Source organism: Streptomyces sp. NPDC006610, assembly GCF_040611575.1.
Classification (GTDB): domain Bacteria; phylum Actinomycetota; class Actinomycetes; order Streptomycetales; family Streptomycetaceae; genus Streptomyces.
In genome coordinates, this window is sequence record NZ_JBEXOP010000015.1 from 22,268 (window position 1) to 48,199 (window position 25,932).

The window sequence follows — 25,932 nt, forward strand, 5'->3', positions numbered from 1 at the left end:
GTACTCGCGGGCCGCGCTGGGTAGGCTGCGCTGACATGGAGCATGAGGTGTTCGTTCCGGTTGCGGCCGAGCGGCTCAAGGAGGCGCTCGCCGACCCGACGCGGGTCGCCCGGGCGGTTCCCGGGCTCCAGCAGGACGCCGGCGCCGAGCCCGTCGCCGGGCGGCTGAAGGTGCGCGTCGGCAACCACTCCATCACCTACCGGGGCACGCTGCGGCTGACGCCGGGCGGGGACGGCGGGTACGCCGTCGAGGGCGACGCCGCCGAGACCCGCGGCACGGGCACGGCCAAGCTGGCCCTGAGCGTCTCCGTCCGCCCCGCGTCCGGGCCCGAGGCCGGCTCCACCCTGACCTTCACCGGCACGGCGACGGCGGACGGCCGCATCACGGAGCTGCCCCGGGAGACGGTCGCCTCGTCGCTGACACGCCTGCTGACCCGGTTCGCGGAGAACCTCGGGGAGGGGGAGCGGGAGCGGGCGGCGGCAGCGGAACCGGCCGAGGAAGAGCCGGCGTCCGGGCCGGACGCCCCCGCCCCTTCGGTCTTCGACGCCGAGATCCCCCCGCCCGCCCTCGCCGGGGACCTGGACGAGGACGACGACGGTGACCTCGACCTGGACGCCGACGCGGACGACGGCCTGGTGGACGACATCATCGACGTGGACGACGCCTCGGTCCTGGACGACGACCTCGACGACGTCGACGACCTCGACGACGAGCCGCCCGCCGAGGCGGCGCACGCGCGGCGGACCATGATCGGCCGCAGCGCCGAGGAGGTCGACCACGCCCCGCCCCGCGGCCGGTACGCGCCCGTGCCGGCGCCGCAGACCGTCGTCCCCGGCACCACCCTGCGCTGGGCGGCGCCCGCCGCGGCGCTGATCGTGGCCTCCGCGATCCTGGTCGGCCGGGCGCTGCGGCGGCGCAGGTGACCGGAGCGGGTGACCGGACGGCGCTCTTGATCGCCCCAGTAGGGTCGTCCCGTGAGTAACGAAGACATCACGCTGACCGCGGGCGACGCGGAGGTGACCGTGCAGCCGGGCAACGGCGGCCGGGTCGGAGGGCTGCGGGTCGGCGGCATCGAGCTGCTGCGCCAGGGGGAACGGTTCGGCTGCTTCCCGATGGCGCCCTGGTGCGGGCGCATCCGCGACGGACGGTTCCGCGACGGGGCGACCGTGCACCGGATGCCGCTCAACGCCCCGCCCCACGCCATCCACGGCACCGTGCGCGACGGCGCCTGGCGCACCGCCCGCGTCAGCGCCGACGAGGCGGTGATGACGTACGACCTGGTCGACCCCTGGCCCTACCCCGGCCGCGTCACCCAGGTCGTCGCCCTCACCCCGGACGCCCTGACGCTGACCATGTCGGTGGAGACGTACGAGTCGTCCTTCCAGGCGCAGCTCGGCTGGCACCCCTGGTTCAACCGCACCCTGCAAGGGGCGTCCGTGGAGCTGGACTTCGCCGCCGCCTGGCAGGAGGAGCGGGGCGCCGACCACCTGCCCACCGGCAACCGCGTCGACCCGAAGCCCGGCCCGTGGGACGACTGCTTCGGCATGCCCGACGGCGTCGACGTCACCCTCACCTGGCCGGGGCTGCTGGAGCTGAAGGTGACCAGCCCCGAGGAGTGGGTCGTGGTCTACGACGAGCAGGAGGCGGCCGTGTGCGTGGAGCCGCAGACCGGCCCGCCCAACGGACTCAACACCCTCCCGCGCCTGGTCACGCCCCTGGAGCCGCTGGAGGCGACGACGACCTGGAGCTGGACGCGCATCTAAGCTGGTCGGCATGACGGACGACGTGCGCGGCGCGCTGCTGCAGCAGATCAAGAACAAGGCCGTGGTGCACGGCAAGGTGACGCTCTCCTCCGGTCTGGAGGCCGACTACTACGTCGACCTGCGCCGCGTCACCCTCGACGGCGAGGCGGCGCCGCTGGTCGGCCAGGTGCTGCTGGACCTGACCGAAGGGCTGGAGTTCGACGCGGTCGGCGGCCTCACCATGGGCGCCGACCCGGTCGCCGCCGCGATGTTGCACGCGGCCGCCGCGCGCGGGAGGCGGCTGGACGCGTTCGTCGTCCGCAAGGCCGCCAAGGCGCACGGGCTGCAGAAGCGCGTGGAGGGCCCGGACATCAAGGGCCGGCGCGTGCTCGTGGTCGAGGACACCTCCACCACCGGCGGTTCGCCGCTCACCGCCGTGGAGGCCGTCCGCGAGGCAGGCGCCGAGGTGGTGGCCGTCGCGACCATCGTGGACCGGGCGACCGGGGCCGCGGAGAAGATCCGGGAGGGCGCGGGGGTGCCGTATCTGTACGCGTTCTCGAAGGACGAACTGGGCCTGGACTGAGGGTCCGCCGAGGGTCCGGGGTCCAGCACTCGGACAACCCCGGGCCGTCTGGAAAGATGGGGCCGACGATGACGTCGCACCCAAGGTCTAGGTCAGGGCCGTAACCGCAGAACACCACCCGCACACCAAGGAGCGGACAGATGCCCATCGCAACCCCCGAGGTCTACAACGAGATGCTCGACCGGGCGAAGGCAGGCAAGTTCGCCTACCCGGCCATCAACGTCACCTCGTCCCAGACCCTGCACGCGGCTCTGCGCGGCTTCGCCGAGGCCGAGAGCGACGGCATCATCCAGATCTCGACCGGCGGCGCCGAGTTCCTGGGCGGCCAGCACAACAAGGACATGGTCACGGGCGCCGTCGCCCTGGCCGAGTTCGCGCACATCGTCGCCAAGAAGTACGACGTGACGGTCGCGCTGCACACCGACCACTGCCCGAAGGACAAGCTCGACGGGTACGTCCGTCCGCTGCTCGCCGTCTCCGAGGAGCGCGTCGCCCGCGGCGAGAACCCGCTGTTCCAGTCCCACATGTGGGACGGCTCCGCGGAGACCCTCGCCGACAACCTCTCCATCGCGCAGGAGCTGCTCGCCCGCGCCGCCGCCGCCAAGATCATCCTGGAGGTGGAGATCACCCCCACCGGCGGCGAGGAGGACGGTGTCACCCACGAGATCAACGACGAGCTGTACACCACCGTGGACGACGCGCTCCGCACCGCCGAGGCCCTCGGCCTGGGCGAGAAGGGCCGCTACCTGCTGGCCGCGTCCTTCGGCAACGTCCACGGCGTCTACAAGCCCGGCAACGTGGTGCTCCGCCCCGAGCTGCTCAAGGAGCTGAACGAGGGCGTCGCCGCGAAGTACGGCCGCCCGGCCGGCGACAAGGTGTTCGACTTCGTCTTCCACGGCGGCTCCGGCTCCACCGAGCAGGAGATCCTCACCGCGCTGGAGAACGGCGTGGTCAAGATGAACATCGACACGGACACGCAGTACGCGTTCACGCGTCCCGTCGTGGACCACATGTTCAGGAACTACGACGGCGTCCTGAAGGTCGACGGCGAGGTCGGCGCGAAGAAGACCTACGACCCGCGCACCTGGGGCAAGCTCGCCGAGGCGGGCATGGCCCAGCGCGTGGCGGAGGCCTGCCAGCACCTGCGCTCGGCGGGCGCGAAGCTGAAGTAGTCCGGCTGGTCCGGCTCGGCCGACGTAGTCCGGCCGAGCCGGAACGGTCCGGCTCAGGCCCGGTTCCACCGGCAGGCCCGGCGCGATCCGCGCCGGGCCTGCCGTGTGTCCGGGCCTGCCGTGTGTCCGGTCCGCCGCATTCCCGGTCCGCCGTGCCCCCGGTCCCCTGCCGCCCGCGCATCCCCCAGACTGGACCCATGTCCATTCACGAGAACCTCCTCGGGGGCCCGCCCCCGACGCACCTCCCCGACGACCCCGAGCCGCGCGAACTGCTCGCGGCCGGTACCGCGCCCGCCGAGGTGGCGGCGAAGCACCCCACCTCGTCGCTGGCCTGGGCCCAGCTGGCCGACGACGCCTTCGAGCGGGGCAGCGTCGTGGAGTCGTACGCCTACGCCCGCACCGGCTATCACCGCGGTCTGGACGCGTTGCGCCGCAACGGCTGGAAGGGCCACGGGCCGGTCCCGTGGGAGCACGAGCCGAACCGCGGCTTCCTGCGCGCCCTGCACGCCCTCGCCCGCGCGGCCGGCGCGATCGGCGAGCAGGCGGAGTACGAGCGCTGCACGCAGTTCCTGAAGGACTCCTCGGAGACGGCGGCGCGGACGCTCGGCTGAGACCCTCGCGAGGCCCGCCCGGTGGTGTGACCAGGCGGGCCTTGCGATGTGCGAGGGGATCGCGGAGGATCGAGTGGGGACCGGGGCCCCCGTGTCGACAAGGCAGGGGCGGACCGCTACCCGGAGTAATTGCAGGAGACAGCGATGTCCCACGAGGCTCATGAGCCCGAGACCCCGCATCTCGACTTCCAGGGCACGACGCCGTACGAGGACTACGTCAAGGCGGACGTGCTCACCCACCTCCAGCACACCCTCTCCGACGATCCCGGAGAGATGGTCTTCCTGGTCACGACCCAGGTGATGGAGCTGTGGTTCACCGTCATCGTCCACGAGTGGGAGACGGCCGCGCAGGCGCTGCGCCGGGACGACGTGCCGACGGCGATCGCCGCGCTGAAACGTTCGGTGCGCGAGCTGGAGGCGCTGGACGCCTCCTGGAAGCCGCTCGGCCAGCTCACCCCCGCGCAGTTCAACTCCTACCGCGGCGCCCTCGGCGAGGGATCCGGGTTCCAGTCGGCGATGTACCGGCGGATGGAGTTCCTGCTCGGCGACAAGTCCGCGTCCATGCTCGTTCCGCACCGGGGATCGCCGCGGGTGCACGCGGAACTGGAGAAGGCGCTGCACGAGCCGAGCCTGTACGACGAGGTGCTGCGGCTGCTCGCCCGGCGCGGGCACGCCGTCCCGGAGTCGGTGCTGCGGCGCGACGTGTCACGCAAGTACGAGGAGTCCGAGGCCGTCGAGGCGGTCTGGGCGGCGGTCTACTCTGGCGACGAGAACGACGAACTGGCGCGGCTGGGAGAGGCGTTGACCAACGTGGCGGAACTGGTGTGGCGATGGCGCAACGACCATCTGGTCGCCACCCGGCGGGCGATGGGCGCCAAGCCGGGCACGGGCGGCTCGGCCGGCGTCGCCTGGCTGGAGAAGCGGGCCCGGAAGAACGTCTTCCCCGAGCTGTGGACGGCCCGGTCGCATGTCTGAGCCCACCCCGAAAGAGCCCACCCCGAAAGAGTCCGCCCTGAGCGATCCCGCCCTGAGCGATCCGACCCGGAAAGCGAAGGAACTGGACGCCTCCGACGAACTCGCGCCGCTGCGCGAGCGGTTCGTCCTGGACGACGCCGTCTACCTCGACGGCAACTCGCTGGGCGCGCTCCCGGCCGCCGTTCCCGGACGGATCGAGGACGTGGTGCGCCGCCAGTGGGGCGAACTGCGCATCCGGTCCTGGACGGAGAGCGGCTGGTGGACCGCGCCCGAGCGGATCGGCGACCGGATCGCCCCGCTCGTCGGTGCGGCGGCCGGGCAGATCGTCGTGGGCGACTCCACGAGCGTCAACCTCTTCAAGGCGCTGGTGGGCGCGGTGCGGCTCGCCGGGGACGGGCGGGACGAGATCCTCGTCGACGCGACCACGTTCCCGACGGACGGCTACATCGCCGAGTCCGCGGCCCGGATGACGGGCCGGACGCTGCGCCCGGTCACACCGACCGAGGTGCCCGCGGCGCTGTCGGACCGTACGGCGGCGGTGCTGCTCAACCACGTCGACTACCGCACCGGCCGCCTGCACGACCTGCCCGCGCTGACGGCCGCCGTCCACCGGGCGGGCGCGCTCGCCGTCTGGGACCTGTGCCACAGCGCGGGCGCGCTGCCGGTCGGGCTGGACGAGCACGGCGTCGACCTGGCGGTCGGCTGCACCTACAAGTACCTGAACGGCGGCCCCGGTTCACCGGCGTACCTGTACGTCCGCGCCGGCCTCCAGGACCGCTTCGACTCGCCCCTGCCCGGCTGGAACTCGCACGCCGACCCCTTCGGCATGCGCGCCGACTACGAGCCCGCGGCCGGTGCGGTGCGCGGCCGGGTCGGCACGCCGGACATCCTCTCCATGCTCGCCCTGGAGGCGGCCCTCGAGGTGTGGGACGGGGTGTCGGTCGAGGCGGTGCGCGCCAAGTCGCTGGCCCTGACGGACTTCTTCCTGGAGTGCGTCGAGCGGTACGTCCCCGAGGGCCGCGTCGAGTCGCTGACGCCGGCCGCGCACGCGGAGCGTGGCTCCCAGGTGGCGCTGCGCTGCGCGGACGCCGGGGAGGTCATGGGGCGGCTGATCGAGCGGGGGGTGGTCGGCGACTTCCGGCGCCCGGACGTGCTGCGGTTCGGCTTCACGCCGCTGTACGTGGGGTTCGCGGACGTGGAGCGGGCGGCTCGGGTGCTGGGGGAGACGTTGGGGGCCTGACGGCGAAGGCGCCCGGTCCCGGGCCGGGCGCCGGTCAGGCGGTGACGTAGACCCCGGCCACCGCCGCCGCGTGGGCCGCACGGGCGGCGCGTTCCGCGGCGGCGGCATCGGGGGCGGCGCCGGTCGTCAGCAGCCCGTAGTACAGGGGCGCCGACACCGCCCGCACGACCGCCGCCGCGTCCGTTCCCCGCGGCAACTCCCCGCGGATCACGCCCTGTTCGACGCACGGCGCCCACTCGGCGACCCGCACCTCGTAGAACCGGCGCAGCGCGTCCGCGGTCCGTTCGTCGCAGGTCGCGGCGGCGATCACCGCCTTGAACAGCGCGCCCTGCCGGGGATCGGCGAGCGTGCGCCGTACCAGGTCGGCGTTGGCGAGCAGGTCGCCGAGCACGGACCCGGTCTCCTCCCTGGGCAGGGACTGCTCGGCCATGTCGGCCAGCAGATCGGCCACCAGCCCCGTCACGGAGCCCCAGCGGCGGTAGACGGTCGTCTTCCCGACCTCCGCGCGGCGGGCGACGTCCGTGAGATCGAGGTGGGCGAACCCGTGCTCCGCCAGCACGTCGCCGGCCGCCCGCAGTACGGCGGCGCGGACACGGGCGGTGCGGCCTCCGGGGCGTACGGTGCCGGGCTCGGCGGACATTTCGGTCTCCTCGGCGCGGGTGCGGGCGGTCCTGCCAGCGTAACGGCACGACAGGACCGTTTGCCCTTACCCAGCGTGACATCCGCATGTGGGGCGCACGTCATCCGCCTGATACCGTCCCGGCGAACGGCCCCTGTTCCCCCACCTGGTCCGCCGTACCCGCCCTTCCAAACCCGTTTCCCGCTGAGAGGTTGGAGCATGCCGGACGACGCCGCCGCAGCCAGGGCCGCCGCCGAGGAGCGGTCGGCCTTCTCGCACGCCCCGGTCGCCCCCGACGCCACCGCCGCGTACGGCGAGCACCCCGACCAGGTGATCGACCTCTACGCCCCCCGCGCCGCCGAGCCCGCGGGCCCGACCGCGCAGGCGCCGCTGGTCGCCGTCCTGCACGGGGGTGCGTGGCGGGCGGGGTACGACCGGCGGCACATCAGCCCGTTCGCGGACTTCCTGGCGCGACGGGGGTTCGCGGTGGCGAGCGTGGAGTACCGGCGGGGGGCCGACGGGAAGGCGGCCGGGCGCTGGCCGGACACCCTCGACGACGTGGCCGCCGCGCTGGACGCCCTCCCCGGCCTCGTACGCGGCCTCCTGCCCGCCGCCGATCCGCGCCGCATCGTGATCGGCGGCCACTCGGCGGGCGGCCACCTGGCGCTGTGGGCGGCGTCCCGGCATGTGCTGCCCGCAGGCTGCCCGTGGCGGCTGGACCGGCCCGCACCGCTGCGCGGCGTCGTCGCCCTCGCCCCGATCGCGGACCTCGCCGTCGCCGACAAGCTGGAGGTGTGCGGCGGCGCGGTGCGCCAGTTCCTCGGCGACGACGGCTTCGCCGAGCGGCTGCCGTGGGCCGACCCGGCACTGCTGCTGCCGACGGGCATCGCGACGACCCTGGTCCAGGGCCGCGCCGACACCGTGGTGCCGCAGGCGGTCGCCGAGTCGTACGCGGACGCGGCGGCGAAGGCGGGCGAGGTCGTGGGCCTGACGCTGCTGGAGGACGTCGGCCACTTCCCGCTGATCGACCCGGCGGCGGACGCGTGCGCGGTGGCGGCGGAGGAGATCGCGCAGTTGGCGTGGTGAGTGGGGGCGCCGCCCCTGTGGTGGGGCGTCGTGCCCGTAGTACTTGAGACGGACCCGGTACTCGCGACGGACCCGTGAGGACCCCTCTCACTGCTGACGACCGCCCCCGCCGCCCGGCTCTACCGTTGGCACGTGACCGAGACGACCCGGACCCCACTTCCCCCGGCTCAGGCGCGGAGCCCCGAGTTCCGGCTGGCCATGGACGCCCTGCGGGGCCTGCGGCAGGACCTGCTCCATGACGTGTTCGCCTACCGCCCCCTGCCCCCGATGGGCGTGGACGGCCCGCTGAGCCGCCGGCTGCGGGGCAGGCTGCGGGAGTACGCGGCGTGGACCCCGCACGCGGCGGTGGGTGCGGCGGGGGTGCTGGCGATGCTCGTCGCCTTCGCCGACGAAGGCGGCGGCGTGGTCTCCCTGCTGTGCGGTGTGTTCGTGCTCGGCCCGGTGCTGCTGACCCTCCTCCGTCCGGTCGGTGCGTTCTGGCTGTCGTTCGGGGCGGCGGCGGCCGTCTCGGTGCTGGGCGACCCCTGGGGCGACCGGCCCTGGCCTCCGGGCAGCTTCCTCTCCCACCTGACCGTGGCGACCGTCGTGGCGCTGCGCACCCGGCCCCGCACGGCGGCCTGGATGTGGGTGGCGACGGCGCTGTACGGCTTCTTCGCCGAGGCCGGCTTCGGCGGCTACGGCTACTCCGCCAACACGGGCCCCATGCTGGTCGTCCTGGCCCTGCTGCTGCTCGTCGTCACCGTCTGGCACATACGCCGGGACGCGGAGCAGGAGGTCACTGCCCAGCAGACGGTCACCGAGCACGAGCGCTCCCGGCGCACGCTGCTGGAGGAGCGCACGACGATCGCCCGGGAGCTGCACGACGTCGTCGCCCACCACATGTCGGTCGTCGCGATCCAGGCGGAGGCCGCGCCCTACCGGGTGGAGAACCCGCCGCCGGAGCTGGAGCGCGCCTTCGCGACGATCCGGGAGAACGCGGTGGCGGCCCTGACCGAGCTGCGCCGCGTGCTGGGCGTCGTACGCGCCGAGGACTACGAGGCCCCGGACGCCCCGCAGCCGACCCTGGCCGACCTGGACGCGCTGCTGGCCAACGTCCGGGACGCGGGCCTGGACGTGGACAAGGCGGTCACCGGAGCCGTCCGCGAACTCCCGCAGGGGCTCGAGCTGTCGGCGTACCGGATCGTGCAGGAGGCGCTGAGCAACACCCTGCGTCACGCACCCGGCGCGAACGCCCGCGTGGAGATCGGCTACGTCCTCGGCGGCCTGGGCCTGCGCGTCGTCAACGGACCGCCGCCCGCACCGGCGCCGGCCAAGCCCTCGCCCGGCGCGGGACACGGCCTCACCGGCATGCGCGAGCGCGTCACGATGCTCAACGGCGAGATGACGGCGGGCCCGTCGCCCGACGGCGGCTACGAGGTGACGGTGTTCCTGCCGGTACCGTCGACGCCCGCCGAGACCGAGGACGGGGCATGACGATCCGCGTACTGATCGCCGACGACCAGATGATGGTCCGCGAGGGCTTCTCGGTCCTGCTGAACGCGATGCCGGGCATCGAGGTCGCGGGGGAGGCGGTCAACGGCCGCGATGCGGTCGAGAAGGTCCGCGAACTCGCCCCGGACGTCGTCCTGATGGACATCCGCATGCCCGAGTTGAACGGCATCGAGGCGACACGGGAGATCATCGCGGCGGACGGCGACGCGAAGGTGCTGGTGCTGACCACCTTCGACCTGGACGAGTACGTCTACCAAGCGCTGCGCGCGGGAGCGTCGGGCTTCCTCCTCAAGGACGCCTCGGCCCGCCAACTCGCGGAGGGCGTACGCGTGGTGGCGGCGGGCGAGGCCCTGCTGGCCCCGTCGGTCACCAAGCGCCTGATCACCGAATTCGCCGGCCTCTCGGACGGCCCCCGACCCCTGCGCGCGGCCCAGTCGGCCTACGGCGACCTGACCGAGCGCGAGACGGAGGTCCTGGTCCTGATCGCCCAGGGCTTGTCGAACGCGGAGATCGCGGAGCGGCTGGTGGTGGCCGAGTCGACGATCAAGACCCACGTCAGCCGCATCCTGGTCAAGCTGGGCCTGCGGGACCGTACGCAGGCGGCGGTGTTCGCGTACGAGGCGCGCCTGGTGACGCCGGGGTGACGACGGCGGCTCCCACCAGCTCGCACCACACGTACTTCCCCCCGTTGCCGTACCGGGAGAGCGCCATAGCGATACGAGATTCGAAGGTCCCTGCTTACGGCAGCATCTCAGTTCCCGCCGCGTCTTTCGCCACCTTCGTCAGAGCGCTGAAGGGCAGCCGCGCCATGCAGTGCCGACCGAAGTGAGGCAAGGCGTGCCCGAGGCCATACGCTGGCGAAAGTCCGCCTACTCCGTTGGGGGGTGAGGGTGACACCCGCGTCGAGATAGGCCCTGCCCACGGATCACTGGGCACCGAACAGGGTGCCCCCGCACCCCCCGGCACCCTGTCGTGCGGGGGCACCGTCGCACGACCTGCTACTTGCAGTACTGGTTCACCCGGGTCACGGACACTCCGTTGACGGAGCCGTAGACGTCCACACAGGATCCCTGCGCGTACGTGTACACAGGGCCCGCGTACGAGGTGTACGTGCCTTCGTCCTTGACCCAGGAGCTTGCCGAGCTCCGCTTGATCCCTGCTCCCAGGGGTACGGGTTTGCCCAGGTCGTTCACCGTGACAGCGCACTTGTAGCCGTTGGAAGTGTTGTACGTCAGGTACAGGGTCGCCATGGTGGAACCGCTCCCGAGACAGCGCGCCCGGAAAAAGAGGCACATCAGCCAGTTCGCCTCGGAGTCCCCTTTCTGCCTCCCGCGTCACGGGAGGTGCCGGGCGCCCCCGTCCGCATGTCTGCGGATTGACGACACCTGCTCTATTCCACTTCCGCCAGCACACCGTCCCTGTCCATGAACCAGCTTCCACGTTCGACGCCGTACACCTTCTTGCCCTGGAGCCACTTCCAGGACATGTGCTGCAGGGTCTGGGCGGGCTTGCGTTCCCAGACCGGGTTGTGGTCCCAGTCCTGGACGCGGAACATCAGCTTGTCGGCGCCGGGGATCGCGGCGTAGAGCTTCGGGACGGAGAAGTGCAGTACGGGGCCCATCTCCGGTGGCGTGTTGGCCGTCCTGTCCTGGTCGCCGTAGACGATGCACACCGGCACGGTTTTGCCGAGCGTGGGGCCGTGCGGCGCTGTGCTGGTGTTCCAGCCCCACCAGTAGGAGTTGCGCCATCGCATGACGCCCTCGGGTGTCGCGGTCGAGCCGCCCCACTTCCGGCCGACGCCGTCGCAGTCCATGATGAGCCGCCACACGTCCTCGGCCAGCGCCTTGTCGCTGATGCCGCCTTGGACGCCCGCCTTGCTGGTCAGGTTCATCGGGAAGCCGAAAACCGCGGGCGGCTCGGTCACGGGCTTCGTGGGCAGGGGCGTTCCGGGAGGCGGGGCGAAGGGATCGGAGGGCTTGGTCGACCAGCGGCCGTTCGGGGGGAACATGGGCGCGAGAAGGAAAACGCTCGCCACGTCTCCGGGCTTTTGCAGGGCGTACGGGCCCATGACGAACGATGCCGCGGACCAGCCGACGAAGGCGACCTTCTCGTTGTTGCACCGCCCTCTGATGAACTTGACGACTGTCGCCAGTTCGTCCCATTCGCTTTTGGAGTTTCCCAGTTGGGCCGCGTAGTTCGCTCCCGGGCCGCAATTCGCCGTGCCGGGATGGGTTTCCAGGAGTCCGCGCTGAGCCGGGTTGGCGTTGCACGGATCGTCCATCTTCGGGCGGGGGGACAGGCCGGATCCCTGGAGATCCATGAGGTACACGTCGTAGCCCTTGCCCGCCAGCATCTGCGCCCAGCTCAGGCTGGTGTCCGGGTGCGGGGAGCCGCCCTGCGCGGGGCGCACGAGGTCGAATCCGGGGAGCGCCGGAACACTCCTGCCGTGGAGCATGAGGACCGGCTTGGGGGTGCCGCCGGATCCGGCGGTGTTGTATTCCCGTACGAAGAGCTCGATCTCGTCGCCGAAATTCGCCGGGATGGTTGAGGGGTGCTTCACCTTGTGGTCGGTGGGAGTGAGGTGCGACATGGTTGCTCCGGTGACTGCTCGCCCTGAGTGACTGTTGTCCCGGGGTTGGCCGATACCTCCGCCGTCCCCGGGAGACGGGGAGCGGGACGGGTTCGCAGGCCGGCCTGACGGGCATGTGCGGCGAGCGGCGGCGGCAGATGCGTTCCTGCCCGACCGGCGCGGGTCGTCTCGGCGGGCACAGAGCATGGAGTCACACGCGAGCGGCGCGTCCGGCGCCGCGAACCTGGTGAGGGCATGAAGCCCTGCCCTCACCAGCCTTCACCCGTTCGGCGTAGCGGGCAACTTCGGCGGCGGTCCCGGTGGTCCCGACGGCGGGCGCTGGGCCGTCCGCGGGTGTCAGTTGCCGACGATGGCTGACCACCCGGCGGATGAAACGAATCAACCTCCGCTCTGGAGAAGTGTGTGCACGAGTCTTGACGTCACCTCCGGGCGGCGGACAGGCTCCCCTCCCATGGAATGCGCTTTCTAGCGGCAGGTTCGACGAGGTCGATGAAACGTTTCACCTCGTCACCTTCTGCGGCCGGTCGGCGGATCCCTGCCCGAACCCCCGTCCCCACCCCACCCCACCCAGAGGAGTACCGATGGCCACGTCACCCGTACGCCGTCCGGCTCGCCGTAGAGGCGCGGCCGTCGGAGCGGTCGCGGTCGTGCTCGCCGCCTGTGCCGCCGGGCTCGCCGGGCCCGCCATGGCCGAGACCGGCGAGAGCCCGGACACCGCCGCCTCCGCCGCCACGACGGTGAAGCGCCTCATGGAGAAGCTCGACCGCGCTCCCGTGGCCCTGATGACGGACGACGGCGTCTTCGTCTCCTGGCGTCTGCTCGGTCTGGACCGGGAGGACGTCGCCTTCCACGTCCTGCGCGACGGAAAGCGGATCACCGATCAGCCGCTGACCGACGCCACCAGCTTCACCGACCTCGACGGCACGGCCGGCTCCCGGTACCGGATCGAGGAGGTGCGCAAGGGCGAGGTGACCGGGCGCACGCGTGTCTTCGGCGTGGAGGCGCAGCCGTACAAGGACATTCCCGTGGACCGGCCCGAGGGGGGCACGACCCCGGACGGCAAGGCGTACACCTACCACCTCAACGACTCGTCCGTCGGGGACCTGGACGGCGACGGCCGGTACGAGATCGTCCAGAAGTGGTATCCGAGCAACGCCCAGGACAACTCCCGGGCCGGCTACACGGGCAACACCGTCATCGACGCGTACACGATGGACGGCGAGAAGCTGTGGCGCATCGACCTCGGCCGCAACATCCGCTCGGGCGCGCACTACACGCAGTTCATGGTCTACGACCTGGACGGTGACGGCCGTTCCGAGGTGGTCATGAAGACCGCGGACGGCACGGTCGACGGCCAGGGCAGGACCCTCGGCGACGCGGACGCGGACTACCGCAACACGCGGGGGTACGTGCTGGAGGGCCCCGAGTACCTGACCGTCTTCGACGGCAGGACCGGTGCGGCCCGCCACACCGTCGACTACGAGCCCGGGCGCGGAAGCGTGTGCGACTGGGGCGACTGTTACGGCAACCGCGGCGACCGCTTCCTCGCGGGCGTCGCCTACCTGGACGGCAAGAAGCCCTCCGTCGTCTTCGCCCGCGGCTACTACACGCGCACCGTCCTCGTCGCCTACGACTACGCGGACGGCCGTCTCGAGAAGCGCTGGACGTTCGACTCGAAGGACGCCGGCGCGCAGTGGGCGGGCCAGGGCAACCACCAGCTGTCCGTCGCCGACGTCGACCAGGACGGCAGGGACGAGATCGTCTACGGCTCCATGACCCTGGACGACGACGGCACCGGCCTCTACTCCACCAGGCTGGGCCACGGCGACGCTCTGCACGTGAGCGACCTCGACCCCGCCCGCGAGGGCCTGGAGGTCTTCGCCAGTCACGAGTCGATGAGCGCCTCCGGCAACCGCGGCGGAACGTTCCGCGACGCGCGGACCGGCGAGGTGCTGTGGTCCATGCCGGGCACCCGGGACACCGGCCGAGGCGCGGCGGGCGACATCGACCCGGCCCACCCGGGCGCCGAGTCCTGGGCGGTCACGGCGACCGGCGCGTGGAACTCCCGCGAGGGCGACCTGCGCGCCGCCGACGGCACGAAGATCGGCACCGCCATCCCCTCCGCGAACCACATGATCTGGTGGGACGGCGACCCGCTGCGCGAGATCCTCAACCACGAGTACGACGAGGCCAACCCCGCGCCGGGCGGCGCCCCGTACATCGCCGAGTGGAACCCGGCGACGCAGCGGGAGGAGAAGATCCTCACGCCGCAGGGCGTGTACTCGAACAACGGCACCAAGGGCAACCCGTCCCTCCAGGCCGACCTGCTCGGCGACTGGCGTGAGGAGGTCGTCCTGCGCACGTCGGACGAGTCGGCGCTGCGGATCTTCACCACCACCGCCGAGACCGGCCTGCGCCTGCCCACCCTGATGCACGACCCGGTCTACCGCCTCGGCGTGGCCTGGCAGAACGTCGGCTACAACCAGCCTCCGTGGACCGGCTACTTCATCGGCCAGGACATGGACCGGCCGGCCCGCCCGGCGATCCGCTACGCGGGCGAATGACGCGAATGACGCGACTGACGGGCTGACGCGACTGACGAGCTGACGGGCGCCGCACCGGGGAGGGGCCGGGACCGCGGCACCGGCACCGGCACCCCCCGAGGATGGCGGCGCGCACGGCGAGATCATCGCCGCGCGCGCCGCCATCCGTGCCGTCCGTGCCGTGCGCGCCGTCCAATCGGTCCGTGCCGCGTCCGTTCCCCCTGGTCACACCCCCACCCACCCGGCTAGCGTCCCCCCATGGCAGCCTTCGACCCCTGGGACCCGGCGTTCGTCTCCGACCCGTACCCCGCCTACGCCGAGCTGCGCGCCCGGGGCCGGGTGCACTACTTCGAGCCCACCGACCAGTGGCTGGTCCCGCACCACGCGGACGTCTCGGCGCTGTTGCGCGACCGGCGGCTCGGGCGGACGTATCTGCACCGCTTCTCGCACGACGAGTTCGGGCGGACGCCCCCGCCCCCCGAGCACGAGCCGTTCCACACGCTCAACGACCACGGGATGCTCGACCTCGAACCACCGGACCACACCCGCATCCGGCGTCTGGTGTCCAAGGCGTTCACCCCCCGCACCGTCGAGAGCCTGAAGCCGTACGTCGACGCCCTCGCCGGCGACCTGGTCGACGCGCTGGTCGAGGCGGGCGGCGGGGATCTGCTGACCGACGTCGCCGAGCCGCTGCCCGTCGCCGTGATCGCCGAGATGCTCGGCATCCCGGAGTCCGACCGCGCGCCCCTGCGGCCCTGGTCGGCCGACATCTGCGGGATGTACGAGCTGAACCCCTCCGAGGAGACGGCGGCGAAGGCGGTACGGGCGTCGGTCGAGTTCTCCGACTACCTGCGCGAGCTCATCGCCGAACGGCGCAAGCGGCCCGGCGACGACCTGATCTCCGGCCTCATCGCCGCCCACGACGAGGACGACCGCCTCACCGAGCAGGAGATGATCTCCACCTGCGTCCTGCTCCTCAACGCCGGTCACGAGGCCACCGTCAACGCCACGGTCAACGGCTGGGCGGCCCTGTTCCGCAACCCCGGCCAGCTCGCCGCCCTGCGCGCCGACCACTCCCTCGTCCCCACCGCGGTCGAGGAGCTGATGCGCTACGACACCCCGCTCCAGCTGTTCGAGCGCTGGGTGCTGGACGACATCGAGGTCGACGGCGTCACCATCCCGCGCGGCGCCGAGATCGCCCTCCTCTTCGGCTCCGCCAACCACGACGACCGGGTCTTCGCCGACCCCGGCCGACTGGACCTGGCCCGCACGGACAACCCGCACATCTCCTTCAGCGCCGGCATCCACTACTGCATCGGCGCCCCGCTGGCCCGCATCGAGCTGGCCGCCTCCATGCGGGCCCTGCTGGTACGGGCGCCCACCCTGGCCCTCGCGGAGGAACCGGTGCGCAAACCGAACTTCGTCATCCGGGGGATGGAGGAGTTGCGGGTGGAGGTGGGCTGACGGGGGAGTGCGGACACGGGAGCCGGTCAGTCGTCGCCGCCACCGACGAGACGCACAGAGGGCCCGCCGTGAACGAGCAGAGCCGGACAGAGGGGCTGCCTCACGCCCGCCCCGTCGGCAGTACGAGCCCCCACGCCCCCTCCCGCACCGCCCACGTCCGCGTCCCCACCGGCCCCCGCACCGCCGCGTCCGCGCGGTAGCGGAAGTGCGCCCCGGACACCGTCACCGTGCGCCCCTCGGTCAGCAGCGGCGAAGCCTCCGCGCCCACCGACGCCGGCCGCACCTCCACCCGCGCCCGGCCACCGGGACCGCCCGGCCTCACCGACACGCCCTGCACCGGCTGGTCCAGGTCGACGAGGGTCCGCCCGTCCACCTCCACCCGCAGCCGCGAGGGACCGTCGCCCGGGGCGGCGGCGAGGCGGGACGGATGGCGGGCCGGGACCAGGGTGCGGACGAGCGACTGGCAGGTGCGCAGCCAGGGGTGCCCCGCCTCGGCGGACCGCTCCTCCCGGGGCGCCCCCACCGGCGGGATGCGCAGCGCGCCGAGCACCACCCCGTCGCTGTCGTCGACGAGCAGGTCCAGCCGCCGTTCCGCGCCCTCCAGCACGGCCCGCGCCGCCGCCACCGCTCCCGTCGGCACCCCCAGCGACCGGGCGAGGGCGAGCGCGCCGCCCACCGGCACCACCGACAGCGCGCATCCGGCCAGCTCGCGCCGGCGGTGCAGCAGGGACACCGCCCGCAGCAGGGCCCGGTCGTCGCCCACCACGACCGGCCGCCGCGACCCCCGGCGCTCCAGCGCCCGGGCGAATTCCTCCGGCCCCTCCGGCACGCACACCTTGGTCGCCGCACCCGCGCTGAGCACGTCTTTCGCGATCCGGGCGGACTCCCCGTCGGCCCGCAGAGCAACCGGATCGATGATCACGAGCAGCCGTTCGGACGTCCGGGAAGTCGCCACCTCGGTCATGCCTCGCTTCCTCGGGTAGCATCTTTGTGCAAGAGCCCCTTGCGCTATTGCGCCAGGGGCTTCGTCTATTCCGGGGCACCCGGTCCGACGGTTGGCGGCCAATGACGGTCGCGGTGCACGCGGTGGAACGCTCCGCCGCGTACGCCCCCGACCTTGGACATGCCCCGCCCGGAAGGGGTGTACGCGCGTGCCCGCACTTGTGCTGCTCGGTGCTCAGTGGGGTGACGAAGGCAAGGGAAAGGCGACGGACCTGCTCGGTGGATCCGTCGACTACGTGGTGCGTTACCAGGGCGGTAACAACGCCGGCCACACGGTGGTCGTGGGCGATCAGAAGTACGCCCTGCACCTGCTCCCTTCCGGGATCCTGTCCCCCGGCTGCACGCCGGTCATCGGCAACGGAGTCGTCGTCGACCCCTCGGTCCTGCTCTCCGAGCTGAGCGGTCTGAACGAGCGCGGCGTCGACACGTCCAAGCTCCTGATCAGCGGTAACGCCCACATCATCACGCCGTACAACGTGACCGTCGACAAGGTGACGGAACGCTTCCTCGGCAAGCGCAAGATCGGGACCACCGGCCGCGGCATCGGCCCGACCTACGCGGACAAGATCAACCGCGTCGGCATCCGCGTCCAGGACCTGTACGACGAGTCGATCCTCACCCAGAAGGTGGAGGCGGCGCTCGACGTCAAGAACCAGATCCTCACCAAGCTCTACAACCGCCGCGCCATCGCCGTCGGCCAGGTGGTCGAGGAGCTGCTGGCCTACGCCGACAAGCTGGCGCCCTACGTCGCCGACACGGTGCTGGTGCTCAACCAGGCCCTGGAGGACGACAAGGTCGTGCTCTTCGAGGGCGGCCAGGGCACGCTGCTGGACATCGACCACGGCACGTATCCCTTCGTCACCTCCTCCAACCCGACCGCGGGCGGCGCCTGCACGGGCGCGGGCGTGGGACCGACGAAGATCAGCCGGGTCATCGGCATCCTGAAGGCGTACACGACCCGCGTCGGCGCCGGCCCGTTCCCGACCGAGCTGTTCGACGAGGACGGCGAGGCCCTGCGCCGGATCGGCGGCGAGCGCGGCGTCACCACCGGGCGCGACCGGCGCTGCGGCTGGTTCGACGCGGTCATCGCCCGTTACGCGACCCGCGTGAACGGCCTGACCGACTTCTTCCTCACCAAGCTCGACGTCCTCACCGGCTGGGAGCAGATCCCGGTCTGCGTGGCGTACGAGATCGACGGCAGACGCGTCGAGGAACTGCCGTACTCGCAGACCGACTTCCACCACGCGAAGCCGGTCTACGAGATGCTCCCCGGCTGGAGCGAGGACATCAGCAAGGCGAAGTCGTTCTCCGACCTCCCGAAGAACGCCCAGGCCTATGTGAAGGCCCTGGAGGAGATGTCCGGCGCCCCGATCTCCGCGATCGGCGTGGGCCCGGGCCGGGACGAGACGATCCAGATCAACTCGTTCCTGTAGGACGACCATGCCCCGCCCCTCCGGCGGCCGGTCCGCACTGACGGCCGGCCGCCGGAGGGCGTCCGGGGGCTTGTGGCGGCGGCGTTCCCGGCCCACGCCGGGCTCACGCCCCTCGTTCGGGTGATCCACTGCGCGAACGGCGGGGTGCGACAGCCCGGGGGCCCGTTCAGCACGGGCGACCTGTGGTCCGCGGGACCCAACACGCTGGCGACCGTCGAGGCCGGAGCGCCTCTCAGGTTCTGGGACGTCCGGGCAAGCAGGCACGTCCACGGCTCCGGGAGCGGCCGGGTCACCTTCGTCCTCGACTTCGACACCGACCGCCGCTACGACCGGATGTGCGCCGCGTACCCGCTGGACGTTCCGGCGGGCCAGGGGGACGCCCTCTTCCCGCACCTGGAGCACCGGCGCTCCTGCGACCGACCGCCCCTTGCCGACATAACGGGCATATCCTGATCCCGTGCCCTGTGCGTCGTCCGGAAGAGGTGATCGCGATGCGCGTGATGATCAAGGCCAGTCTGGACACGGACCAGTCGAACGAAGTGTTCCGCAGCGGCAAGATGCCCGAACTCATGGGCGAGATCCTCGACCGGATCCAGCCGGAGGCCGCCTACTTCGGGCCCCACGGCGGATGCCGGACCTGTTTCCTCGTCTGCGACATGCAGGACAGCTCGGAGCTGCCCCCCAAGCTGGAGCCCCTCTTCGACCGGCTCGGCGCCGACGTCGAGGTGTTCCCGGTCATGAACCGCGACGATCTGCAGAAGGGAATCTCCCAGCTGCGCTGATCCCACCCCTGCCCCCGCAGTCCTCAACTGAAGACGATCATCGACCCCTGCGCCAGACTCCGCGTCGCCGCCGCGTGCAGACCGAGCCACACATGCCGTTCGCGGGCGAAGGGGCTGGGGTCGTACGGGGGCGGTACGGCGGGCTCCTCCAACTCCGTGGGAGCGGGCGGGGCCTGGGGTACCGCGGGCGGGTTGGCCGGGTCGATGCCGATCGACGGGGCCACGAACTCCAGCTCCCGCAGCAGCGCCTGGGACGAGCCCAACGGGCCGCCGCCCGCGAGGAGTTCGTCGTCGGCGAGCGGGTGCGGGAAGTCGAGAGGGACGTATGCCCCGGCGTGGTCGTAGTGCCAGACAAGGTGGGAGCGCTGGGCCGTCGCCTCGAACATCTCCAGCAACTGCTCGTAGTCGCCGCCCAGTTCGTCCACCGGCGTCACCGCAAGACCGCACACCTGGAGCAGATACGCGCGCCGCAGGAAGTGCAGCGCGTCGTAGTCGAACCCGGCCACCGGGGCGACCTCGCCGGACAGGCCCGGCATGTACTGGTACACCGGCACCGGCGGCAGCCCGGCCTCGGCGAGCACCTTGTTGTATTGCGCGAGTTCCTCGGCGAAGGGGTTGTCGGGGGTGTGGCACAACACGTCGACGAGCGGTACCAGCCACAGGTCACAGGCCAAAAGGGGGCTCCTCGGGGCGGTCGTCCGGTGATCGCACGATGGTTCTGGGCAGCGTAATGGCTGGGGACCGCACAGGTCCCCTCCCGTGCACCTCCCATACCCACCGGCCGGGCCGGTCAGCCGGAGGCGAGCCGTTCGATCAGTTCGAGGGCGTACGCGTTGTGCCCGGCGACGACCGACCGCGCGGCCTCGGGGTCCCGGCTCATCAGGGCGTCGACCAGCTCCGTGTGCCCGGCCCACAGCCGTCCGCGCAGGTCGGTCATCCGGCGCAGGTGCTGGACCGTGCACGCCCACGTCTGCACCCGCGTCCGGTGCAGGAACTCGGCGAGGTAGGCGTTGCCGTACAGATTGCTCAGCTCGCGCCAGAAGCGCAGGTCGTAGCCGATGAGGACGGTCAGGTCGCCGGCGAGGGCGGCGCGCTGGGCCTCCTCGCCGCGGCGGCGCACCACGGCGAATGCGGCGGCCATGCTCGCCTCCTCGGCCTCCGGGTAGTCCGGGTGCCGTGAGCCGAGGGCCTGGAACATGGCGCCGGTGACCAGGGAGCGGGCCTGGATCAGGTCGCGGAAGTCGTCGACGGAGTACTCGCGGACGCGGAAGCCCCGGTGCTGGTCGGCCTCCAGCAGCCCCTGCGCCGACAGGTCGACCAGCGCCTCGCGCACGGGCGTCGCGGAGACGCCGTACTGGTCGGCGATCTCCTTGACCGTGAACGCCTTCCCCGGCTCCAGCCGCCCGGCCAGCACCTCGTCCCGCAACGCGTCCGCGATCTGCTGCCGCAGGGTGCTACGGGTGACAGCGCCGTTGCCGCCGGTGCCGGGCATGGTCGGGGGACTCCTCTACGCGTATACGACGTGCTCGTACATGTCTACGAGCACGCCACCATACGCGGTCGTATGCCCCCTTGTACTTACGCCGTATGCCCCCCGGTGCTCACTGCGTGTACGCGTCGGCGACCGACAGGGCCGCGTCCAGCGCCGCGAGGCCCTCCTTCAGCTCCGCCTCGCTCGCGTTGCAGGGCGGCACGAAGTGGGTGCGGTTCATGTGGACGAAGGGCCAGACGCCGTGCGCCTTGGCCGCCGCCGCGAACGCGGCCATCGGGGCGTTCGCCTCTCCGGCCGCGTTGTACGGCACCAGCGGCTCGCGGGTGACGCGGTCGCGCACCAGCTCCAGCGCCCAGAACATGCCGACGCCCCGCACCTCGCCCACGCTCGGGTGGCGCGCGGCCAGCTCCCGCAGCCCCGGTCCGACGACGGACGCGCCGAGCCGGGCGGCGTTCTCCACGACGCCCTCCTCGGCCATCACGTTGATCGTGGCGACGGCCGCGGCGCAGGCCAGCGGGTGCCCGGAGTAGGTGAGCCCGCCGGGATACGGCCGCCGGGCGAAGGTCTTCGCGATCTCCTCGGAGACGGCCACGCCGCCCAGCGGGACATAGCCGGAGTTGACGCCCTTGGCGAAGGTCATCAGGTCCGGCACGACCCCGAACAGGTCCGCCGCGAACCACTCGCCGGTCCGCCCGAACCCGGCCATCACCTCGTCCAGCACGAACACGATCCCGTACTTGTCGCAGATCTCCCGCACCCCGGCCAGATAACCGGCCGGCGGCACCATGATCCCCGCCGTCCCCGGCACCGTCTCCAGGATGATCGCGGCGATGGTCGTCGGCCCCTCGAAGGCGATCGTGGTCTCCAGGTGCTCCAGCGCCCGGGCGCACTCCTGCTCCTCGGTCTCCGCGTAGAAGCGGGAGCGGTACAGGAACGGCGTCCAGAAGTGCACGACCCCGGCCGAGGCGCCGTCGGAGGCCCAGCGGCGCGGGTCGCCGGTGATGTTCACGGCCTGCTGGGTGCCGCCGTGGTACGAGCGGTACGCCGACAGCACCTTGGGCCGGCCGGTGTGCAGCCGGGCCATCCGCACCGCGTGCTCGACGGCGTCGGCGCCGCCGTTGGTGAAGAAGATCCGGTCCAGGTCGCCCGGGGTGCGCTCGGCGATCAGCCGGGCCGCCTCGGACCGGGCCTCGACCGCGAACGCGGGCGCGAAGGTGGTCATCCGCGCGGCCTGCTCCTGGATCGCGGCGACGACCTTCGGGTGCTGGTAGCCGATGTTGGTGAAGACGAGCCCGCTGGTGAGGTCGAGGTAGCGCCTGCCGTCGTAGTCCCAGAAGTAGGAGCCCTCCGCGCCGGCGACGGCGAGCGGGTCGATGAGCTCCTGGGCGGACCAGGAGTGGAAGACGTGCGCGCGGTCCGCTGCCTTCACGGCGGCACCGGCCTGCGGGTGGACCTCGTGGACCTGGTGGGCCTGCTGGGGCTGGTGGGGCTGAGGGGTCATGCGGGCGAGCGTAGGCGTCGGGGCGGGGGAGGCGGTATCGGCGTCCTGTCTGCGGTGCGGGGGTTTCCGCGACAGGTTGTCGACGGGCAGGCCCGTCCGAGTCCGCCGGCCACTGTTGACAGGAAGCTGTCTAAATGACAGCCTTCTGTCATGAGGGCGGATGGTCCTCACCCCCAGGAGGAGCCATGAGCAGCAGCGGCCGTATTGACAAGCCCGTCCATCTCGCCGTCTACGACACGCTCGCCGACTGGGAGACCGGCCACGCGACGGCGTCCCTCGCCCGCGCCGGGTACGACGTGCGCACCGTCGGCCCCTCCGGCGACGAGGTCCGCAGCATCGGCGGACTGCGCATCCGTCCCGACCTCGCGCTGGCCGACCTGCGCCCCGGGGACAGCTCCCTGCTGATCCTGCCGGGCGCCGACCTCTGGGAGGCCGGCGACGACCTCGCCCCCTTCGCCCGCGCGGCCCGCGCCTTCCTGGACGCCGGGGTGCCCGTCGCCGCGATCTGCGGCGCCACCGCCGGGCTCGCCCGCGAGGGCCTGCTCGACGACCGCGACCACACCAGCGCCGTCTCCTTCTACCTCGCGGCGACCGGCTACCGGGGCGGCGAGCGGTACGTCGACGCCGACGCGGTCGCCGACCGCGGTCTGATCACCGCCGGGCCGACCGAGCCGGTCGCCTTCGCCCGGGAGATCCTCGGACTGCTGGGGGTGTACGAGGCAGAGGTGCTCGACGCCTGGTACCGGCTGTTCCACGACTCCGACGCCGAGGCGTACGCCGTCCTGGAGGGGGCCGAGGCGCGGTGAGCCGGGAGCGACAGGACCTGTTCAGCCGTGGCGCGCTCGGTGTGTTCCGGCTGAACGGGCAGTTCCTCGCCGTCGCCGAGGAGCTGGCGCGGCCGGCCGGGCTGACGGCGGCCTGGTGGCAGGTGCTCGGCGCGGTGCTGCGCGAGCCGCTGCCGGTGGCCGGGATCGCCCGCGTCATGGGCATCACCCGCCAGAGCGTGCAGCGCGTCGCCGACCTGCTGGTCGACCGGGGACTCGCCGAGTACCGGCCCAACCCGGCCCACCGCCGCGCCAAACTCCTCGCACCGACGCAGGAGGGCCTGGCCGCCGTCGCCCGCATCGGCCCCGGCCACGCCGCCTACGCCGACCGCCTCGCCGAGGCGCTGGGCGACGACGGGCTGGCGGAGGCCGTACGGGCGCTGGAGCGGCTGTCGCGGGCGCTGGAGGAGGCGGGGCTTCCGGCGGAGGCCGCCGGGGACGGGGGCTGACGCCGGGGACGGGGCGGGGACGGGGGCTGACGCCGGTCGGGCCGGGAACCGCGGACCCGGTCCCGGCCGACTCTTCATCCGGCGGCATTATGGTCGGGCTGTGGGCGGCGGCGCCCACGCACGGGGAGGATGACGCGGCCATGGAGAAGCTCGGGCCTGGGGATTCGCCGCGCATCGGCGCGTACCGGCTGCTGGCACGGCTCGGCGCCGGCGGGATGGGGCACGTCTATCTCGCGCGGTCGGACCGGGGCCGTACCGTCGCGGTGAAGCTCGTACGCCGGGAACTCGCCGCGCGGGAGGAGTTCCGGGCGCGGTTCCGCCAGGAGGTGCAGGCGGCGCGGCAGGTCGGCGGCCACTGGACGGCGCCCGTGCTCGACGCCGACACCGAGGCGCCGGTGCCCTGGGTGGCCACCGGCTACGTCGCCGGGCCCAGCCTGGAGCGGGTCGTCGCGCGGCAGCACGGGGCGCTGCCCGAGCGGTCGGTGCGCATCCTGGCCGCCGGGCTCGCGCACGCCCTGCGGGACATCCACGCCGCTGGCATCGTCCACCGCGACCTGAAGCCGTCCAACGTGCTGGTGACCATCGACGGGCCGCGCGTCATCGACTTCGGCATCGCGCGGGCCATGGAGACCGTGTCCGAGGGCGGCCTCACCCGCACCGGCGCCCTGGTCGGCTCCCCCGGCTTCATGGCGCCGGAACAGGTGCGCGGGGACCGGATCACGCCGGCGTGCGACGTGTTCTGCCTCGGCTCGGTGCTCGCGTACGCCGCCACCGGCGCGATGCCCTTCGGCGACGCCGACAGCGGGGTGCACGCCCTGATGTTCCGCATCGCCCAGGAGGAACCCGACCTCTCCCGGGTCCCCGAGGGCCTCGCCGACCTCGTACGGGACTGTCTGCGCAAGGATCCGGCCGCCCGGCCGACGCTGGAGCGGATCCTGGAGCGCACCGGCGCGGAGGACACCGTCTCCGACGGACGCTCCCGCGACCCCTGGCTGCCCGGCGCGCTGGTGGCCCAGCTCGGCCGGCACGCCGTTCGGCTGCTGGACACGGAGGACCCGCAGACGGCGAGCCTCACCCTGCCCCGTTCCCCGTCGCCGGAGCACGCCTCCCCCTCGCCGGAACACTCTCCCGCCCCCGACGAGACGCCCGCCGCCACGCCCGGCCGCCCGGCCCCGACGGCCGTGCCCCCCGGGCCCGGCGCCACGCCCCCGTCGCACCCCGCCTACGGCTACCCGCACCAGGCGTACGGCCACCCGCAGCAGCCCCAGGGTCCCGCCGGGCCCGGCGGATACGGGCAGCCGGCGCCCTACAACCCCTACAGCACCGCCGCCACGCCGCCCTACGGTCCTCCGCCCTACGGTCCTCCGCCCGAGGAGTCCCGGCGCAGCGGGCGCGGTACGGCCGCGCTGGTCGCCGTCGCGCTGGTCGTCGCCCTCGGCGCGGGCGGCTCGGTGTACGCCCTGCTCAGCGGCGACGGCGACGGCGACGACGTCAAGGCCGGGCCGACCGCCACCGCCACCGCCGACGGCGACCGCGTGACCTCCGGCCCGACCGGCGCCTCGTCGCCGCCGCCCTCGCCGTCCCCGTCGCCCTCCGCTTCACAGGACGGCGCGATACCCGCCGACTACGTGGGCGCCTGGGCCGCGGACACCGGCGCGGACGGAAGCGACACCCGGCGGCTGACCCTGCGGCAGGGCGAGGTCGGCGACACGGTGCTGACCCTCGTCGCCGACGGACCCGCCGAGGGCGGCGGGCGCTACCACTGCGAGTTCGAGGCGGACCTGGCGGCGGACCCGGGCACGGACGGCCCGGTGCGCATCGGCCCCTCCCGGGTGACGGCCGGTGAGGCGCCCACCTGCGCGCCGGGCCCCGCCACCGAGATCACGCTGCTGCCGGACGGCACGCTGGAACGCGTGAACACCGCGACCGGGGAGACGGTCACCTACAACGAGCAGTGAAGTGACGTACGGGGGAGGTGAGTTGAACGACGGGCCAGCCTCCCGGACGGGGAGCTGACGGCCTGTTCGGACAGCCGTACGGTTTCCGGCCGTGGGGGAACTTCTCAGGGCCGAGAACGTCGTCGCCGTGGTCACCGCGCTCCTCGGCATCGTCGCGTCGGGCGTGATGCTCTGGTACGAGCGCCGGGTGGGACAGCTGCCCGTACCGGGGCGTCGAGTACGCCTACACCTACGGCGACCCGCCCCCCGGCACCCTCGCGCACAGCTTCCTCGCCCACCTCGACGAGAACACCAGCCGGAAGACGATCAGGGACCACGGCCACATCCCCTGCGGCCAGCGCCGGGACCTCTGCCGCTGACCCGAGCCGAGGAGCC

At 72.7% G+C, this 25,932-nt stretch carries 25 protein-coding genes; 18 read left to right on the forward strand and 7 right to left on the reverse strand.

Going from position 1 to position 25,932, the window contains the following annotated elements; all coding sequences use genetic code 11:
* Positions 1 to 35 precede the first annotated feature (35 nt).
* The 7 genes from ABZY13_RS14630 (at position 36) to kynU (ending at position 6,323) form a co-directional block, all read left to right on the forward strand.
* On the forward strand, positions 36 to 923 hold the full coding sequence (locus tag ABZY13_RS14630; protein ID WP_356630467.1) for an SRPBCC domain-containing protein: 888 nt from the start codon (positions 36 to 38) through the stop codon (positions 921 to 923).
* A gap of 51 nt (positions 924 to 974) precedes the next feature.
* Complete coding sequence (locus ABZY13_RS14635) at positions 975 to 1,763, forward strand: aldose 1-epimerase (protein WP_356630469.1); 789 nt, start codon at positions 975 to 977, stop codon at positions 1,761 to 1,763.
* Positions 1,764 to 1,773: 10 nt separating this feature from the next.
* Positions 1,774 to 2,325, forward strand: a complete 552-nt coding sequence (gene pyrE / locus ABZY13_RS14640; RefSeq protein WP_356630471.1) for an orotate phosphoribosyltransferase — start codon at positions 1,774 to 1,776, stop codon at positions 2,323 to 2,325.
* A 140-nt stretch (positions 2,326 to 2,465) separates the two neighbouring features.
* Positions 2,466 to 3,497, forward strand: coding sequence for a class II fructose-bisphosphate aldolase (gene fbaA, locus ABZY13_RS14645; protein WP_356630473.1), 1,032 nt, complete (start codon positions 2,466 to 2,468; stop codon positions 3,495 to 3,497).
* A 197-nt stretch (positions 3,498 to 3,694) separates the two neighbouring features.
* Positions 3,695 to 4,108: a DUF3151 domain-containing protein gene (locus tag ABZY13_RS14650; RefSeq protein WP_356630475.1), complete on the forward strand. Its 414-nt coding sequence runs from the start codon at positions 3,695 to 3,697 to the stop codon at positions 4,106 to 4,108.
* Positions 4,109 to 4,252: 144 nt separating this feature from the next.
* Positions 4,253 to 5,083, forward strand: a complete 831-nt coding sequence (locus ABZY13_RS14655; protein WP_356630477.1) for a tryptophan 2,3-dioxygenase family protein — start codon at positions 4,253 to 4,255, stop codon at positions 5,081 to 5,083.
* A gap of 52 nt (positions 5,084 to 5,135) precedes the next feature.
* Positions 5,136 to 6,323, forward strand: a complete 1,188-nt coding sequence (kynU, locus tag ABZY13_RS14660; RefSeq protein WP_356630709.1) for a kynureninase — start codon at positions 5,136 to 5,138, stop codon at positions 6,321 to 6,323.
* A gap of 34 nt (positions 6,324 to 6,357) precedes the next feature.
* On the opposite strand, the gene ABZY13_RS14665 is transcribed toward kynU, so the two are convergent.
* The gene (locus ABZY13_RS14665; protein WP_356630479.1) at positions 6,358 to 6,963 is read right to left on the reverse strand and encodes a TetR/AcrR family transcriptional regulator; all 606 of its coding nucleotides are present in this window, start codon (positions 6,961 to 6,963) and stop codon (positions 6,358 to 6,360) included.
* A 198-nt stretch (positions 6,964 to 7,161) separates the two neighbouring features.
* Here ABZY13_RS14665 and ABZY13_RS14670 point away from each other — a divergent pair, with 198 nt between their 5' ends.
* The 3 genes from ABZY13_RS14670 to ABZY13_RS14680 all read left to right on the forward strand — a co-directional run bounded on the left by ABZY13_RS14670 (position 7,162) and on the right by ABZY13_RS14680 (position 10,163).
* Positions 7,162 to 8,028: an alpha/beta hydrolase gene (locus tag ABZY13_RS14670; protein WP_356630481.1), complete on the forward strand. Its 867-nt coding sequence runs from the start codon at positions 7,162 to 7,164 to the stop codon at positions 8,026 to 8,028.
* A 132-nt stretch (positions 8,029 to 8,160) separates the two neighbouring features.
* Positions 8,161 to 9,501 (forward strand): histidine kinase, encoded by a 1,341-nt coding sequence (locus tag ABZY13_RS14675; RefSeq protein WP_356630483.1) that lies wholly within the window; start codon positions 8,161 to 8,163, stop codon positions 9,499 to 9,501.
* Complete coding sequence (locus ABZY13_RS14680; RefSeq protein ID WP_356630485.1) at positions 9,498 to 10,163, forward strand: response regulator transcription factor; 666 nt, start codon at positions 9,498 to 9,500, stop codon at positions 10,161 to 10,163. Before ABZY13_RS14675 ends, ABZY13_RS14680 begins: the two co-directional genes overlap by 4 nt.
* A gap of 354 nt (positions 10,164 to 10,517) precedes the next feature.
* On the opposite strand, the gene ABZY13_RS14685 is transcribed toward ABZY13_RS14680, so the two are convergent.
* On the reverse strand, positions 10,518 to 10,769 hold the full coding sequence (locus ABZY13_RS14685) for a hypothetical protein (protein WP_356630487.1): 252 nt from the start codon (positions 10,767 to 10,769) through the stop codon (positions 10,518 to 10,520).
* Positions 10,770 to 10,909: 140 nt separating this feature from the next.
* Positions 10,910 to 12,109 (reverse strand): alpha/beta fold hydrolase, encoded by a 1,200-nt coding sequence (locus ABZY13_RS14690; RefSeq protein WP_356630489.1) that lies wholly within the window; start codon positions 12,107 to 12,109, stop codon positions 10,910 to 10,912.
* A gap of 647 nt (positions 12,110 to 12,756) precedes the next feature.
* Here ABZY13_RS14690 and ABZY13_RS14695 point away from each other — a divergent pair.
* Both ABZY13_RS14695 and ABZY13_RS14700 read left to right on the forward strand, forming a co-directional pair.
* Positions 12,757 to 14,673, forward strand: coding sequence for a rhamnogalacturonan lyase (locus ABZY13_RS14695; protein ID WP_356630491.1), 1,917 nt, complete (start codon positions 12,757 to 12,759; stop codon positions 14,671 to 14,673).
* Between the two features lie 237 nt (positions 14,674 to 14,910).
* Positions 14,911 to 16,116 (forward strand): cytochrome P450, encoded by a 1,206-nt coding sequence (locus tag ABZY13_RS14700; RefSeq protein ID WP_356630493.1) that lies wholly within the window; start codon positions 14,911 to 14,913, stop codon positions 16,114 to 16,116.
* Between the two features lie 100 nt (positions 16,117 to 16,216).
* Here the strand turns inward: ABZY13_RS14700 and ABZY13_RS14705 are convergent, their stop codons facing one another.
* Positions 16,217 to 17,080 carry a diacylglycerol kinase family protein gene (locus ABZY13_RS14705; RefSeq protein ID WP_356630495.1) on the reverse strand — a complete coding sequence of 288 codons (864 nt, stop codon included), beginning with the start codon at positions 17,078 to 17,080 and terminating at the stop codon, positions 16,217 to 16,219.
* Positions 17,081 to 17,267: 187 nt separating this feature from the next.
* Between ABZY13_RS14705 and ABZY13_RS14710 the strand changes: the two genes are divergently transcribed.
* From ABZY13_RS14710 to ABZY13_RS14720, 3 genes are all read left to right on the forward strand, one after another.
* Positions 17,268 to 18,551, forward strand: coding sequence for an adenylosuccinate synthase (locus ABZY13_RS14710; protein WP_356630497.1), 1,284 nt, complete (start codon positions 17,268 to 17,270; stop codon positions 18,549 to 18,551).
* A gap of 144 nt (positions 18,552 to 18,695) precedes the next feature.
* Positions 18,696 to 19,004, forward strand: a complete 309-nt coding sequence (locus tag ABZY13_RS14715; RefSeq protein ID WP_356630499.1) for a hypothetical protein — start codon at positions 18,696 to 18,698, stop codon at positions 19,002 to 19,004.
* 38 nt (positions 19,005 to 19,042) lie between these two features.
* Positions 19,043 to 19,333 carry a hypothetical protein gene (locus ABZY13_RS14720; RefSeq protein ID WP_356630501.1) on the forward strand — a complete coding sequence of 97 codons (291 nt, stop codon included), beginning with the start codon at positions 19,043 to 19,045 and terminating at the stop codon, positions 19,331 to 19,333.
* 23 nt (positions 19,334 to 19,356) lie between these two features.
* On the opposite strand, the gene ABZY13_RS14725 is transcribed toward ABZY13_RS14720, so the two are convergent.
* The 3 genes from ABZY13_RS14725 to ABZY13_RS14735 form a co-directional block, all read right to left on the reverse strand.
* Positions 19,357 to 20,007, reverse strand: coding sequence for a hypothetical protein (locus tag ABZY13_RS14725; RefSeq protein WP_356630503.1), 651 nt, complete (start codon positions 20,005 to 20,007; stop codon positions 19,357 to 19,359).
* A 116-nt stretch (positions 20,008 to 20,123) separates the two neighbouring features.
* A complete protein-coding gene (locus ABZY13_RS14730) occupies positions 20,124 to 20,825 on the reverse strand; it encodes a GntR family transcriptional regulator (protein ID WP_356630505.1) in 702 nt (233 codons plus the stop codon).
* A gap of 109 nt (positions 20,826 to 20,934) precedes the next feature.
* The gene (locus ABZY13_RS14735) at positions 20,935 to 22,326 is read right to left on the reverse strand and encodes an aspartate aminotransferase family protein (protein ID WP_356630507.1); all 1,392 of its coding nucleotides are present in this window, start codon (positions 22,324 to 22,326) and stop codon (positions 20,935 to 20,937) included.
* Positions 22,327 to 22,511: 185 nt separating this feature from the next.
* On the opposite strand from ABZY13_RS14735, the gene ABZY13_RS14740 reads away from it, so the two are divergent.
* From ABZY13_RS14740 to ABZY13_RS14750, 3 genes are all read left to right on the forward strand, one after another.
* Complete coding sequence (locus ABZY13_RS14740) at positions 22,512 to 23,132, forward strand: DJ-1/PfpI family protein (RefSeq protein ID WP_356630509.1); 621 nt, start codon at positions 22,512 to 22,514, stop codon at positions 23,130 to 23,132.
* On the forward strand, positions 23,129 to 23,599 hold the full coding sequence (locus tag ABZY13_RS14745) for a MarR family transcriptional regulator (RefSeq protein ID WP_356630511.1): 471 nt from the start codon (positions 23,129 to 23,131) through the stop codon (positions 23,597 to 23,599). Before ABZY13_RS14740 ends, ABZY13_RS14745 begins: the two co-directional genes overlap by 4 nt.
* A 140-nt stretch (positions 23,600 to 23,739) precedes the next feature.
* A complete protein-coding gene (locus ABZY13_RS14750) occupies positions 23,740 to 25,557 on the forward strand; it encodes a protein kinase (protein WP_356630513.1) in 1,818 nt (605 codons plus the stop codon).
* Positions 25,558 to 25,932: the final 375 nt, after the last annotated feature.